This is a genomic window from Nocardiopsis prasina DSM 43845, from assembly GCF_000341265.1.
GTDB lineage: Bacteria > Actinomycetota > Actinomycetes > Streptosporangiales > Streptosporangiaceae > Nocardiopsis > Nocardiopsis prasina.
The window spans coordinates 1-13,853 of sequence record NZ_ANAE01000191.1; the positions used below are offsets into that span (position 1 = coordinate 1).

Sequence of the window (13,853 nt, forward strand, 5' to 3'; positions counted from 1 at the left end):
GACGACCTCGGCGGCGTCACCGCCGAGAAGCAGGAGAGCGCCTGCTAGGTCGCGGTACGACGGGGGTGCCACGTGAGACTTGGTCTCACGTGGCACCCTACTTGTCTCCGCCCTCTCAAGAACTCCGATCTGTCCCGAGGATTGATCGGAAAAGAGACCTGGTCAGCAGGCGTCGACCCCAGCGAACGCAATCGCCGGGTCTTGACTCCGCAAGTTCAGGTCGATGGAGTGGCTTCCTGTATCTGACCAGGTCACAGATGTTTACGTCACTTCCATGCCATTCCCGGCAGTGAATATTGGAGCAGCTCCCCGTTCGGCCTCGGTGGGCTATTTGATAGTGTCTCGGTGGTCCCGCAGGCTTTGAAGGGTGAAGTTTGCCGGGGTGGCCGTTTGCCTTTCGCTGAATCAGTGCCGCAGGTCCGATTCTCCTAGGTCATGACCTTCTGATGCTAGAAATCCCCCCAGTGAAAATATCCCCCTCCCGTGGCCGTGCACTGGCCCTCCTCATATTCGTGTGCGCGTTGGCGTCCGTGAGCGCCTTTGCAGCCACTCTGTTCATCCGCTCCCCGCAACAACAAGCGGTGGAGGCGGCCGCACCTCCGTCCAGCACGCTCACAGCACAGGTCGAAGAGCGTCTACTTGTCGAGACCGTTGTGCTCCGAGGAACCATGGGTTCGGAGTACACCGCTTCGATCACTGGTCCTGGGCCTGGTGCTGCTGGCGATCCGGTAGTCACGAGTATGCCCATGAACAGCGGTGACGAGATTCTGGCCGGAACCGTGCTCATCGAGATCGCTGGGCGTCCAGTGATCGCTCTCCCCGGGGAGTTTCCGATGTACAGGGATCTGTCTCCGGGAATGGAAGGTAAGGACGTCTCCCAACTCCAGGAGGCATTGGTTGCCCTGGGGTTCAGCTTGCCGGAGGTCAACGGAGTCTTCGGTCCCGGGACGCAAAGGGCGGTTGAGTCCATGTATGAGAACCGGGGCTACCCGCCTTTGCAGGGGGGGTCTCCGGGAGCGCTCTCAGGTGAAACCGAGGCAGGGGCCGAGGTAGCCGCTCCAGCGGCTGATCCCGACGAGGACTTGATCGTGCCCCGAGGAGAACTTGCCTTCTTGCCGAGCTTTCCTTCGGCTGTCCGAGCCGACCTTGTACAGGTTGGTGAGCTCGCAGAGGGGCCAGTCCTGGATGTCTCCTCAGGTGACCTGGGGGCGACCACGGCGATTTCCGACAGAGAGTACGATCTGATCGGCGTGGGCGACGCCGTAACCGTGCACTCCGAAGAGCACGGTGAGGAGTACGAAGCCCGGGTCGAGTCGATTCTTCCCCCCGACACAGCTGAGGAAGACTCTCCAGAACAGGAGGGCTACCAGGTCCTGGTCACTGGGGACTTCGATGATCGCCTGGTCGGAGCGGACGTTCGTCTGACGATTGAGGTCTCATCCACGGACGGTGAAGTTATGGCTGTCCCCTCTTCCGCAGTCTTTGCGCGACATGATGGAAGTACCTTTCTGGTTACCCCCAACGGTGACGAGGTGGAAGTGGGTACCGGCGCGAGTGCCGGGGGGTGGGTGCAGATCGTGAGCGATTCAGTCTCAGTTGGTGACTCCGTGGTGGTGTCCCAGACGTGACCCCCGTCATCGACATGCGCGGAGTTGGAAGAATCTTCCCCGGTGTGGTTCCTGTGCACGCCCTGATCGATGTGAACCTCACGATTGGATCGGGCGAGTACGTCACTGTGGTGGGTCCCTCTGGGTCCGGCAAGTCCACTTTCTTGAATCTGGTTGGCCTGCTGGACACGCCGACGTCGGGTGTGTACCGCGTCGACGGGATTGACCCCGTCGAACTGAAGGAGAAGGGGCGCAGCGCGCTCCGGGGAGAGCGGATCGGATTCGTCTTCCAGTCCTTCCACCTCATCGGACACAGGACAGCTCAGGAGAACACTGAACTTGGGATGCTCTACACCGGCGTCACACGAGCAGAAAGGGCTGTAAGGGCTAGAGCGGCGCTGGAGCGCGTGGGTTTGTCGCACCGGGAGCAAGCCCTGGCGGCCACCCTTTCCGGCGGAGAGCGTCAACGTGTCGCCATCGCCCGAGCGTTGGCAGTTCGGCCGTCGCTCCTCCTGTGTGACGAACCAACAGGAAACCTGGACTCTGCGACTGCTGCTTCGGTCCTTTCACTCCTGGACGAACTCCATGCCGACGGGATCACGCTCCTGGTCGTCACCCATGACTCTGCGGTGGCCGGGCTCGGGAATCGAACAGTCACGATTAGGGACGGCCGACTCTCCGAGAGGAATCGGTCATGAGAGGCCGCCGACGGGCAGACCGCATAGCCGGAGTCGCTTACAGACTCTCCCCTCGAGACCTGGTGGCCGAGGCGGCCTCGGGGATGCTCGCGAGACCTGGCCGGGCGGTGCTTACCAGCCTGGGAACCGTCATCGGCGTCACGGTCTTCGTTGCCACTCTGGGTTTGGCGTCCACCGCCGCGGGGCAGATCAGTGCGCGTTTCGACGCTATGGCGGCGACTGAGGTCACCGTCATCGACCAGACCAACGTCGACGATCTACCGAGTGGAGTCGACCCAGGTTTCCCGGACGACGCGGAAGTATCTGCGCTCCAGGTAAACGGAGTCAACGCGGTGGGAAGGCACTTCGCGCCGAATCTTCAGGAGGCTAGCGGCGTAGCGGTGCAGGGGTCTCTGGTGCCGCCTGGTCCACCGAGTGCCGAACCCGACGGAGTGTCCGTGGACGTTCTGGCGGTTACCCCCGGGTACTTCAATGCGGTGCACGCGCAGTTGGCTCAGGGAAGGTTCTTTGATGGCTTCCACCAGGCGGGTGCCGAGCCAGTCGCAGTTCTGGGACGTGCTGCCGCACACCGGTTGGGTCTGAAGAGTGTGGAGCATCAGCCAACCGTGTTCGTGGGTAGGCACCCCTTCACCGTCATTGGCATTGTTGAGGAGGTGGAACGACTCCCGTCGAGTATCGCCTCCATCATGGTCCCGGAGAACACCGCTGTGGAGGTCTGGGGAGCCCCTGAGGCAGGTGCCGGAGCGGTATCCATGATCGTCGACACAAGAATGGGAGCTGCACAGCAGGTGGGCGCGGAGATTCGTGTCGCCCTGAGGCCCGACCACCCCTCCGTCCTTCAGACACAGGTTCCCCCTGATCCCCGCACGTTACGCGACGGTATCGAGAATGATCTCACGGGACTGTTCATGGCTCTGGCAGTGGTCTGCTTGGGAGTCGGTGCGGTCGGGATCGCCAACACCACCTTGGTCTCAGTGATCGAGCGGGTTCCGGAAATCGGCCTGCGCCGGGCAATAGGGGCTCGTAGGTCCCAGATTGCATTGCAGTTCCTCACGGAATCGGCGGGCTTGGGCTTCGTGGGCGGCATGGTGGGAGCGGCTGTGGGAGCCGGTGCGGTCGTGACTGTTTCGGTAATCCAGGGATGGGGACCGCTGTTGGACCCGCGCACCATCCTTCTTGCGCCGTTCCTCGGTGCCGGGGTCGGTCTGCTGGCTGGCTCCTACCCGGCCTGGCGCGCAGCGAGGATCGCACCGGCTCAGGCACTGCGCGCATGAACTTCTTTGAAGGCCCCAGGGCGAAGACCAGTTCGTCCGGGTTGTCCCCCATGGTGTGGACCAGAGTGCTCTGGTGCACATTCCCAAAGAAACGATGGAATTCCATGCTCGGAAGAACTCTGTCCGCAAGCTGCCTTGTGACCGTCACGGTGTTGACTCTGTCCCTCGCCTCCTGCACGTCGGGCACGAGTGGTGGGCCCGACGCGAACCTCCGAGAGGACGCGGGTGTTCCGGCCCCCGGTGCTGACGAGGAGATGGACCAGCTGTTCGAATTGCCGATCCACGCGTACATGTTCACTGTGGTTGAGGAGAACACGTTGTACGACGGGCAAGCCCTTCTGGTTGAAGAATGCATGCGTGATCTCGGCTTCTCCTTCACTAGGGCGGAACCTCGGCAAATCGCCCCCGGATCCGTTGCCGCCTTTGGTCCCCAGCACAACTATCTGAGCCGGTGGCACGTGGATGCAGAGTATGCCGCTGAGTACGGGTTCTCACATCCTGAGGAGCTCCTGGAAGCGGAAACAGAAGGTGAGGAGGAGGGAGAGCCCCGTTCTGACCCGCGGATCGACCACGAAGGGCAGACCTATGAAGACGCTGTCGCGGCGCTGACCGGCTTCCCCGAAGGTACATCGACCCCTTCAGGAGATCCGGTCCCGGAGTGGGGCTGCACGGGATGGGCTGAAGCCGAGCTTGACGACGGAGTCCGAATGATCGGAGTGGAACAAGCCCAAAGTGGTGAAGTGCCCACGCCTTTGGGAGGAAACCCGTTGGCCACAGAGATCTCAAACAATTCCCAGGAAGAGGCAGCCGCCGACCCAACGGTCCTGGAAGCGGAGGTCGCCTGGGCGGAGTGCATGGCTGAATCCGGATACCCGGGTGAACAGCCTGAGACCGTGGGATCGGGGCGTGACACGGGCATCGCGACCGAGGACACGGTTGCGGCTTTGCGCAATATTGAGTGCCGTGAAGAGACAAGCTTGACGCAGACGTTCCTGGATGTGGTGTCAGAGATCCAGGAACGCGACATCGCTGCCAACCAGACAGCTCTCCAGGAGCGGGCGGAGGAGATGGAACAGGCCCTGGAGCAGGCCGTGCAGCTCTTGGAGGGCTGAGTCATAGAGGTGGACTGTTGGGCCTGCTATTCCACCGTGTCGTGGAGGTTTTCAGCCAGGCCAGACCAGAGCCCTCGCGACCCTGCCTAACTGCCGACGGGCTAGCGAAGCGGCGGACGACGCTTTCGTTGTCGGATGACACGTCATTCGTACGTGTGATCGGCCGAGTTGCAGGGAGTCGAGGATGCGAGAGTCGACTCGGTCGGAGATGGGCCTGCCTGGTCCGGTCTACTGAGACCGTTCCGGTACCATCCGGGGGTTATGCCCGAGTAGTCACGGGGAGTGCGACAGGTCCTCTTCGCACTAGTTCTTCCCTCAAGTCTCAGATCGGATCGTAGGAGCCCTCTTGGCCCCAAGGAACGTGTCGACGGCCGCCGCCGGGATGAGTCTCGGCAAGTGGGCAGCCTGCGGAATGACCGGCGTGGTCATTGCCGGGAGCCTGGCTGGCTATGGCTTCTACCAGGATGTGTTCGGCATCGACACCGCAGAGATCAACACTGACGGTTGGGGTGACCGGCCGACCCAGGTGGACGGACTCCATAACATACTTCTCTTGGGCACCGATGAGCGTGCGGGTGAAGATGCCAGCTACAACGAGCTTAATGGGATTCGCCCCGATGTCCTGGTGATCGTCAGCATCGACGTTGACAAAGGTGGGGTGACCATGGTCAACGTCCCCCGTGACACGATGGTCGAGATACCGCCGTGTGAGGCCAACGACAGTGGGGGCGGCTGGAGTGGCGGCGTAGACCAGATCAATCACGCCATGACCTACGGGGGTATGGACTGTCAAGGCAACACGGTGGAGACCGTCACAGGTATCCACCTTGACCACATGGTCCTGATCGACTTCGCTGGATTCGAGAACATCGTTGACTCGATTGGCGGCATCGAAATGTGCGTCCCTGAGCCGATTGATGACCCCAAGGCGCATCTGGTGCTGGATGCAGGGCTTCAGAAGCTCAACGGGGAGCAGGCCTTGGGCTTGGCGCGGTCCAGAGACAGCACGGAGTCAAAGAGTGACCTGGAGCGGATCGAGAACCAGCAGAGGATGATCGGCGCGATCCTGCGTGAGGTCACCAGCGGGGAGATCCTTTCGAGCCCCAGCACCTTGTACGGCTTCCTGGACTCGGTCACCGACAGCTTGGTGACTGACGAGAACCTCACCAACGACAAGATGACCGAGTTGGCCGTGGCCATGCGCGAAGTGGATCTGGGGCGCATGAACATGGTTACCGCTCCAGTTGTGGAGTACCACGCCAACAACAACAAGGTCGCCTTGGACGAAGCCCCCGCGCAGGACCTCTTCTCATCCGTGGCCGCCGGTGAGCTTGTCGAAGAGCCGGATGCCGACGACGAGGAGGCAACCGAGGAGAGCAACGGCGGTCCGGCGCCATCAGAGGTGTCCCTGCGCGTTCTCAACAACACGGGAATCGATGGCCTGGGCAGTCAGGTTGAAAGTCTGCTTGCCGCCGAGGGGTTCTTGGTAACCGAGTCCACCAACCCCGAGCTCCGTGCTCCCGACACGACCACGATCTACCACGGTCCGGGGCAGGCTGAGCATGCGGAGGTGTTGGCCTCGGCCCTGTCGATCGCCGAGCTCGTCGAGGAGCCCTCGCTGGGTGAGGAGCTGGAGCTCGTCATGGGCGGTCTTGACTGGGACGGCCTCAATTCCGGTGGCGCGGAGGGCGGCGGCGAGGCCTCATTGGAAGATGTCAATGCCACCTCGGCCGCTGAAGACGAGGTCACCTGCTCCTGATCCTCCCTGAGGGCAGGGCTGGGGTATCTCCCAAGCAACCTCCGGGCCTTTGGGTCCGGAGGTTGCTTGTTTCCATGATCATTATTGGCCTCGGGATTAGTTGTGATTCTGATATCAGCGGAATCCTGAGATTTAGATGGTGTGTGACCAGCCGATATCAATCAGAGCTCTCGTGGCGGGGTTGTGACCTGGCTTNCTCGTGGCGGGTTTGTGACCTGGCTTCACGTGTGGCTGTGTGGGCCTTGTCGGCCACGAAGTAGTGGGTTAAGGTCAGAAACGCAACAGTCGAACCGGGCGTTGTATCCCCCTGCATGAAAGATCTAAAATGGCTTTTCGTGTATCGAAAATCGCATCCATTTTCGCGGCGGCCCTTGTGGCTGCGGCCCTGGCGGGAGCTCCACCGGCCAGCGCCGCAGAGCGTGACATCACGGGATGGCGAAGCGCGGAACCTTGCACTAGCGACTACTGGTGCCTCTACTATCGGGTCTACGCCGAAGGTGCGCAGTACAACCACTTCGGCAGTGCCAGTGAGATCAAGTATGTTTCGGCGGGTGGTCCGACCTTCCGGAACCGCGGTGCCACTCGTGGCGCCGAGGGCGCTGGTCAGCAGGTCCGGAACAATGCGGCCTCGTTGAACAACAAGACGAACAACAGGTCAATCTCCAGTTTCTACTCCCCCGGTTACCGAGGAAACAGTGACCGGCTTCAGGATGGTTGGGCCGGAAATCTCTACTACACGGCAAACAACGGGGCCTCTGTGCGCATCAACTGGTAGTTCAGTAGATACTTACACTTCGGGCTGACTTTCGGATTCTTATTTCTCCTGGAAATTTGTCTGTAGAGATAATTCCGAAGCAGTGTACTGATCTAGGGGTTCTGGATATGGCAAGAGGACTGATCCGATCCTTCGCTGCCCTGGTAGCGGCTTTCGTCGCAGGTTCCGCCATGACCGTGGCCGCTCCCGTTCAAGCAGCGACATATGATATTAGTGCCTGGCGAAGCGCGGAACCGTGTTACACGGCGGCTGTCGGCGTCTGCCTGCACTACAGAACCTGGGCGGAAGGTTCCACGTATCCGACCAGCAGTGCTGTCAGGGAGTTCACCACCCACACGTACTCCAGTTGCCGGGGATGCACACGTGGAGGGGAGGGTGCGGGGCAGCGTGTCCGCAACAACGCCGCCTCCATGAACAACAAGACCAACCTTGCTGTGCTCTCCTTCTACTCTCCGAACTACGGAGGAAACTCCGATGTGCTGCGTGGAGGCTGGGCTGGGAATCTGCACTACACCGCCAACGACAACGCGTCGTTGAGGTGGGCGCCCTGACCTGAGTTGATCTCTGACCGGGCGGCACTCTCTGAGGGTGCCGCCCGGGCTTCAAGGATGGTTCCTTTGAGGAAAAATCAAGGAAAGTGCCTGACCGTATCCGCAGTCGTTCTCGGACTTCTCCTCTCTACTGCTTGTGCGCCCTCTCTGGAGAATCTAAGCCCTCCGAGCCGTGACAAGGAGGTTCACCCCGGCGAGGACCGAGAACTGACTGACCGTCTTCATCTCCCAATCTACGACTATCGTACGAACGCCGCCCAGATGAAGGTGATAGAACAGGCCACCCAGGTACAGGTGGAAGAGTGTATGCGTGGGCTGGGGTACGACTACACGAACGCGGCGGAGGACAGTCAGCGCAGCGAGACTGAGATGGCCGTTTTCGGTCCGAACGGTGAGTATCGTCGGTATGGCAACGTGAGCATGAGTATCGCAGAGCAGTACGGTTTCGATGTTCCAGACTTCATGGTCTCCGAAAGTGACGAAGGCAGGGCGAGCCCGACCATCGATCACAGCGGCCAGACTCTTGAAGATGCCCAGAACGCCCTTTTCGGAGACGAGGTGAGAATCCAAACACCCTCGGGTGGATCCGTTCCGGAATTCGGTTGCGTGGGTTGGGCTCAGCAGCAAGTGGACCCCAACACCGTGTTCGTCACCAAGGAGCAGGCGCAGGTCGGCACCCCTGGCGAGCAATCTGGAATAGCAGAGACTGCGGAATGGATCAAACGGACTTCCTTCGAGCAGATGCTCGACACCTCAGAGGTGATCGAAGTATCGGCGGAGTGGAGCACTTGTATGGATCTTGCCGGCTATCCCGGAGAGGAACTCTGGCTGGTGGGTTCCTCTGACAGCCAGGTAGCGGCTGACGACACTGAGGCGGCGGTGACGTCGATCCACTGCAAAGAAGAGACCGACCTCATCGACGTGATGGTGGCAACCGAGGTGGAGATTCAGGTCGGCCTGATTGCACAGCACGAACCCGAGCTGCTCGAACGTTATGAACAGCTGGAACGGGTGGTCGAATCAGCTGTCAGCTCGCTGGAGAACATTGGGTAGTCGGAACGAGAACGGGGCCCGTCACACCAGGTGTGACGGGCCCCGTTCTCGTGTGCTCGGGTGGGAGCGGATCAGCCCCCGGCCGTGTTGCCGCGCATGCCCTTGGGCAGCTTCGCGCCCTTGGGCATGGGGCCCTTGGGCATCCGCATCGCGGGCGGCAGCGCCTTGAGGCGGTAGTTCAGCTCGGCGGTGTCGCCCTTGTCCAGGTTGCGCGGCAGCTTGACCAGCGCGCGCTGGAGCTTGGAGACCGGAACCTGGTCCTCGCCGTTGCCGACCTTGAAGTCGTAGATGGGCGTGTCGTGGGCCACGCGGGCCACGCGCTTCTTCTCACCGGCGATCAGCCCCTTGAGCCGGCCGGGGTCGCCCTCGCCGACCAGGACCACGCCGGGGCGGCCCACCACGCGGTGGACGACGTCCATCTGCTTGTTCGCGGCCACACCGGGCTCGACCACCCAGTTGCCGCGCATGTTCTCCAGGATCGCCATGCCCGCGCCCAGACGGCCGTCCAGCATCTGGTACTGGACCCGCTGGGCGGAGCGGGTGAACATGATGAACCCGACAAGGAAGGCGATCGGCAGACCGGTCAGCGGCCAGATGATCCAGGAGCCGGTCCAGATGCCGATGCCGACGAAGACCGCGAGGATCACGACCGCGACGGCGATCGCGATCGGGATCGTCCGCGGGCTCTGCTTGTGCACGACCTTGGCGACCATGCCGATCTGCTTCAACCGGCCCGGCTGCTTCTCGCCACCCTGACCGGCGGTCGTTTTCTCGGACTTCTTCGCCATCGTGCTTCAGGCAGCGCACACCGACCTCGTCGGTGGGGAAGGAGATCCCTGTGCTGCCTTGCCTCCTCTTCGCGGTCGACCTATGGTGCGGCGCCTTCCGGCGCCGCCAGCTGGGCGCCTTGGAACACCAGGATATGTGTCCGGCTCCCGAGATGCGGAACGGTGGCCCGTGGGCCACCGTTCCAGCTTGGTCACGACTCGGTTGTATCAGCCGTTATGCGTTGCTCGTGGCCTTGGCGGCCTCGGCGTCACGCTTCTCGCGGGCCTGCTTGTACAGGGTCCCGGCGCGGTACGACGAACGCACGAGCGGACCGGACATGACTCCGGCGAAGCCGATCTCCTCGGCCTCCTTGCCCAGTTCCACGAACTCCTGCGGCTTCACCCAGCGGTCGATCGGGTGGTGCAGCTTGGAGGGACGCAGGTACTGGGTGATGGTCAGCAGGTCGCATCCGGCCTCGTGGAGGTCGCGCATGGCCTCGCTGATCTCCTCGCGGGTCTCGCCCATGCCCAGGATCAGGTTGGACTTGGTGACCAGACCGTCCTCGCGCGCCTCGGTGATGACCCTCAGCGAACGCTCGTAGCGGAAGCCCGGGCGGATGCGCTTGAAGATCCGCGGCACGGTCTCCACGTTGTGCGCCAGGACCTCGGGGCGCGAGCCGAAGACCTCGGCCAGCTGGTCGGGGTCCGCGTTGAAGTCCGGGATGAGCAGCTCGACGCCGGTGTCCGGGTTGAGCTCGTGGATCTTGCGCACCGTCTCGGCGTAGAGCCAGGCGCCGCCGTCCTCCAGGTCGTCGCGGGCCACACCGGTCACGGTGGCGTAGCGCAGCTCCATCTTCTTGACGGAGGTGGCGACCTTGGTCGGCTCCATCCTGTCCAGCGCCGTCGGCTTGCCGGTGGCGATCTGGCAGAAGTCGCAGCGGCGGGTGCACTGGTCACCGCCGATGAGGAACGTGGCCTCCCGGTCCTCCCAGCACTCGTAGATGTTGGGGCAGCCCGCCTCCTGACAGACGGTGTGCAGGCCCTCGCCCTTGACCAGGGACTGGAGCTCGGTGTACTCCGGCCCCATGTGCGCCTTGATCTTGATCCACGGCGGCTTTCTCTCGATCGGGGTCTCGCTGTTGCGCGCCTCCACGCGCAGCAGCTTGCGGCCCTCAGGAGCGATGGTCAACGCGAACCCGTTCCCTTCTGTACCCCTTGACGGGGACCCTCGCGCCCCTCGTGGGGGCTGTGGTCAGTCATCCACGGGCAGTGGCGCCGGAGAGCATTCCGGAGCCGTCGGTGTGGCTGTACTCCGCCGCGCCGAGGACGTCGGCCAGGTGCCGTTCGAGGCGCGGTCGCGCGTCGGCGACGGTGACGGAGCGCCCCAGTTCGTTGGTGAGCGAGGTGACCCCCGCGTCGGAGATCCCGCAGGGGACGATCCGGTCGTACCACGACATGTCATTGTCGCAGTTCAACGCCAGACCGTGCATCCCGACCCCGCGGGCGATTCGACAGCCGATCGCGGCGACCTTGCGTTCGATCAGTCCGCGCTCGGGATCGGCTTCCAGCCAGACCCCGGTACGGCCCTCGACCCGCAGGCCCGTGAGGCCGTACTCGGCGAGGGTGCGGATGAGGGCCTCCTCCAGCATGCGGACGTAGGCGATCACGTCGATCGGGTCCGGCAGCCTGACGATCGGGTACACCGTCAGCTGGCCCGGCCCGTGCCAGGTGATCTTTCCTCCCCGGTCGATGTCCACCACGGGAGCGCCGGGGTCGGTCATGGGACGATCCGACCTCCCAGTGCGCTTGCCCGCCGTGTAGACGGGTTCGTGTTCCAGGAACAGGACCGTGTCGGCCACCTCATCGGCGACGCGGCTCTGATGGAGCCGTCTCTGGAGATCCCAGCCCTCGTGGAACGGGACGGGGGTGTCGCCCAGCCATGCGTAAACGAGATCACTCACACCTCCACCTTACGCCCCGCCGAGAGGGGCGGGTCAGGGCAGGATGTCGGATAGCGCACTGCCGTCGCCGGACCCTCCAAGGGAATAGGGGAACCCGTCCGGGCGTTGCCGCCGAACTTTTCCCGGGTTTTTCGGCGAAAGGACTGCGGGCAGCGGCTGTGTCTTCTAGGTTGTGAGTGGGACATGGAACTCCGCGTCAGCGCGGAGCTACCGTGGGCGACGCCCTGTCGGGCTGGCAGGCGCTCGCTGAACCCGCAGACCTTTGATGATGGGGATCATCAGGGGATGGTGATTGGTGGGGTAGAAAGACGGGGCGGTGCCGTTCAGGCGCCGCCCCGTCCACCTTTTCGCCCGCGCGGTCCCTCAGCCCGGGAAGGGGCGCCGTGCGCGGGCCTCACGCAGCGACAGCGCCCACCACACCAGCTGGTCCAACATCTCCTCCACGGCGTCCTCCGCGCCCCTCAGCTCCGCGACGGGGCCTCCCTGCGAGCCGAACGTCCGCTGGGCGTTGTGCAGGCTCACGGAGGTGCGCACCGACGTGACGTGCAACTCGGCGAAGACCGCGCGCAGCTGCTCCACCGCGCGCAGGCCGCCGGACATGCCGCCGTAGGAGACGAAGGCGACCGGTTTGGCGAACCACTCCTTGCGCGCGGAGTCGATGGCGCTCTTCAACGGGCCGGGGTAGCCGTGGTTGTACTCCGGGGTGACCACGACGAAGCCGTCGGCGGCCTCGACGCGGGGCGAGAACGCGTCCAGGGCGGCCCCGTGGCCGTCGCCGAGGTCCAGCTCGGCCACGTCCAGGACGTCGAGGACGACGCCCTCCCGGGACGCGGCCCGGTCCAGGAACCATCCGGAGACCACGGTGCCGGTACGGCCGTTGAGGTTTCCACCCAGGATGACGGCGATCCGCAGGTCCGGCTGTTGCATGGAGTTCCTCGTCTTCGACTGGCCCGGGGCCGGGGGTTCGGGGAGGCTCGACCACGATAGGACGTCAAGTGAGGTTGAGGTCAAGTCGGGGGTGGCGGTGGGTGTCGCCGACGTACGAAAGGCCCGGGCCGGACACCCGTGCTGGGTGCCCGGCCCGGGCCGGGAGCGGCCTCCCCGAGCGGGGAGGCGTGGCTCAGGACAGACCGAGGTCGCCCTCGAAGGCGCCCTCCTCCAGACGCTCCTTCACGGTCTGGAGGAAGCGTCCGGCGTCGGCGCTGTCGATCAGGCGGTGGTCGTGCGCCATCGACAGGTAGACCATCGAACGGACCGCGATGACCTCGCCGCCCATGGCCTCGTCCTCGACGACCACGGGACGCTTGACGACCGCGCCGGTCTCCAGGATCGCGACCTGCGGCTGGTTGATGATCGGGGTCCCGAAGAGCGCACCGGTGTGGCCCGTCTCGGAGATCGAGAACGTGCCGCCACCCAGCTCGTCCGGGCCGAGCTTGCCGGTGTGGGCGCGCTCGGTCAGGTCGGTGAGGCCGCGGGCCAGACCACCGAGGTTCAGCGAACCGGCGTCCTTGACCACCGGGGCGAGCAGACCGCGCTCGGTGTCCACGGAGACGGCCAGGTTCTCGACGTCGTGGTAGGTCACCGTCTGGTCGGCGGCGTTGATCACCGCGTTGACCTTCGGGTGGGCCTTGAGGGCTTCCACGGCGGCCAGCGCGATGAAGGGGAAGAAGCCCAGCTCCACGCCCTCGCGCTTGGCGAAGTCGGCGGAGGACTGGTCGCGCAGGCGCGCGATTTTGCTGACGTCGACCTCGATGACCTGGGTGGTCGTGGCGGAGACGCGCAGCGACTCGACCATGCGGTCGGCGATGGACTTGCGCAGACGGCTCAGCTTCTCCGTGCGACCGCGCACCGAGGTGTCCGAGGTGACCTTGCGAGCGGCGGCGGGCGCGGCGGCGGCCGAACGCTGGGTCTCGGCCGCCTTGAGGACGTCCTGCTTGCGGATGCGACCGCCCACGCCGGTGCCGGTGACCCGGGCCAGGTCGACGCGGTGCTCGCTGGCGAGCTTGCGGACCAGCGGGGTCACGTAGCCCTCGGCCACGGCATCGGTACCGGAGGCCTGACCGGTTCCGCTGAGCGTCTCGACGTCCACCGACGGGCTGCCAGCGTCCTGCTCACGTGCGGCGGGAGCAGGCGCGGACTGGGCGGCCGGGGCGGGGGCGGGCTCGCTCTTGGGGGCGGGCGCGGGCTCGGCCGGGGCGGCGGCAGCGGGGGCGGCACCGGATCCGCCGCCGATGATCGCGATCTCCGTGCCGATCTCGACCGTCTCGTCCTCGTCGACGAGGATCTTGGTGAGCAC

The 13,853-nt window shown here is 64.0% G+C and carries 11 protein-coding genes; 6 read left to right on the plus strand and 5 right to left on the minus strand.

The window, feature by feature from the left end:
* Nucleotides 1-446: 446 nt before the first annotated feature.
* From D452_RS28820 to D452_RS0122985, 6 genes are all read left to right on the plus strand, one after another.
* Nucleotides 447-1,628 (plus strand): peptidoglycan-binding domain-containing protein, encoded by a 1,182-nt coding sequence (locus tag D452_RS28820; protein ID WP_083927598.1) that lies wholly within the window; start codon nucleotides 447-449, stop codon nucleotides 1,626-1,628.
* The gene (locus D452_RS0122965; RefSeq protein WP_026129600.1) at nucleotides 1,625-2,305 is read left to right on the plus strand and encodes an ABC transporter ATP-binding protein; all 681 of its coding nucleotides are present in this window, start codon (nucleotides 1,625-1,627) and stop codon (nucleotides 2,303-2,305) included. The genes D452_RS28820 and D452_RS0122965 overlap by 4 nt, the downstream gene beginning before the upstream one ends.
* 107 nt (nucleotides 2,306-2,412) lie before the next feature.
* On the plus strand, nucleotides 2,413-3,579 hold the full coding sequence (locus D452_RS0122970) for an ABC transporter permease (RefSeq protein ID WP_239646434.1): 1,167 nt from the start codon (nucleotides 2,413-2,415) through the stop codon (nucleotides 3,577-3,579).
* A gap of 254 nt (nucleotides 3,580-3,833) precedes the next feature.
* The gene (locus D452_RS0122975; RefSeq protein ID WP_239646435.1) at nucleotides 3,834-4,691 is read left to right on the plus strand and encodes a hypothetical protein; all 858 of its coding nucleotides are present in this window, start codon (nucleotides 3,834-3,836) and stop codon (nucleotides 4,689-4,691) included.
* Nucleotides 4,692-5,052: 361 nt separating this feature from the next.
* A complete protein-coding gene (locus tag D452_RS0122980; protein ID WP_017546489.1) occupies nucleotides 5,053-6,450 on the plus strand; it encodes an LCP family protein in 1,398 nt (465 codons plus the stop codon).
* A gap of 1,587 nt (nucleotides 6,451-8,037) precedes the next feature.
* On the plus strand, nucleotides 8,038-8,829 hold the full coding sequence (locus tag D452_RS0122985; protein WP_017546490.1) for a hypothetical protein: 792 nt from the start codon (nucleotides 8,038-8,040) through the stop codon (nucleotides 8,827-8,829).
* Nucleotides 8,830-8,900: 71 nt separating this feature from the next.
* On the opposite strand, the gene D452_RS0122990 is transcribed toward D452_RS0122985, so the two are convergent.
* The 5 genes from D452_RS0122990 to sucB form a co-directional block, all read right to left on the minus strand.
* A complete protein-coding gene (locus D452_RS0122990; protein WP_017546491.1) occupies nucleotides 8,901-9,617 on the minus strand; it encodes a DUF4191 domain-containing protein in 717 nt (238 codons plus the stop codon).
* A 214-nt stretch (nucleotides 9,618-9,831) separates the two neighbouring features.
* Entirely contained in the window at nucleotides 9,832-10,785 is a 954-nt protein-coding gene (gene lipA / locus D452_RS0122995; protein ID WP_017546492.1) for a lipoyl synthase, read from the minus strand.
* A 67-nt stretch (nucleotides 10,786-10,852) separates the two neighbouring features.
* The gene (lipB, locus tag D452_RS0123000) at nucleotides 10,853-11,557 is read right to left on the minus strand and encodes a lipoyl(octanoyl) transferase LipB (RefSeq protein ID WP_017546493.1); all 705 of its coding nucleotides are present in this window, start codon (nucleotides 11,555-11,557) and stop codon (nucleotides 10,853-10,855) included.
* Nucleotides 11,558-11,920: 363 nt separating this feature from the next.
* Nucleotides 11,921-12,484, minus strand: coding sequence for an NADPH-dependent FMN reductase (locus D452_RS0123005; protein ID WP_017546494.1), 564 nt, complete (start codon nucleotides 12,482-12,484; stop codon nucleotides 11,921-11,923).
* 193 nt (nucleotides 12,485-12,677) lie between these two features.
* A partial coding sequence (sucB, locus tag D452_RS0123010; protein WP_026129603.1) for a 2-oxoglutarate dehydrogenase, E2 component, dihydrolipoamide succinyltransferase occupies nucleotides 12,678-13,853 on the minus strand: 1,176 nt, incomplete at its 5' end.

Bases quoted from the DNA above. Each gene is read 5' to 3' on its own strand.
- D452_RS0122985 (WP_017546490.1), top strand. From the start codon at position 8,038: ATGAAGGTGATAGAACAGGCCACCCAGGTACAGGTGGAAGAGTGTATG.
- D452_RS0122975 (WP_239646435.1), top strand. From the start codon at position 3,834: ATGGACCAGCTGTTCGAATTGCCGATCCACGCGTACATGTTCACTGTG.
- D452_RS28820 (WP_083927598.1), top strand. From the start codon at position 447: ATGCTAGAAATCCCCCCAGTGAAAATATCCCCCTCCCGTGGCCGTGCA.
- D452_RS0122990 (WP_017546491.1), bottom strand. From the start codon at position 9,617: ATGGCGAAGAAGTCCGAGAAAACGACCGCCGGTCAGGGTGGCGAGAAG.
- D452_RS0123005 (WP_017546494.1), bottom strand. From the start codon at position 12,484: ATGCAACAGCCGGACCTGCGGATCGCCGTCATCCTGGGTGGAAACCTC.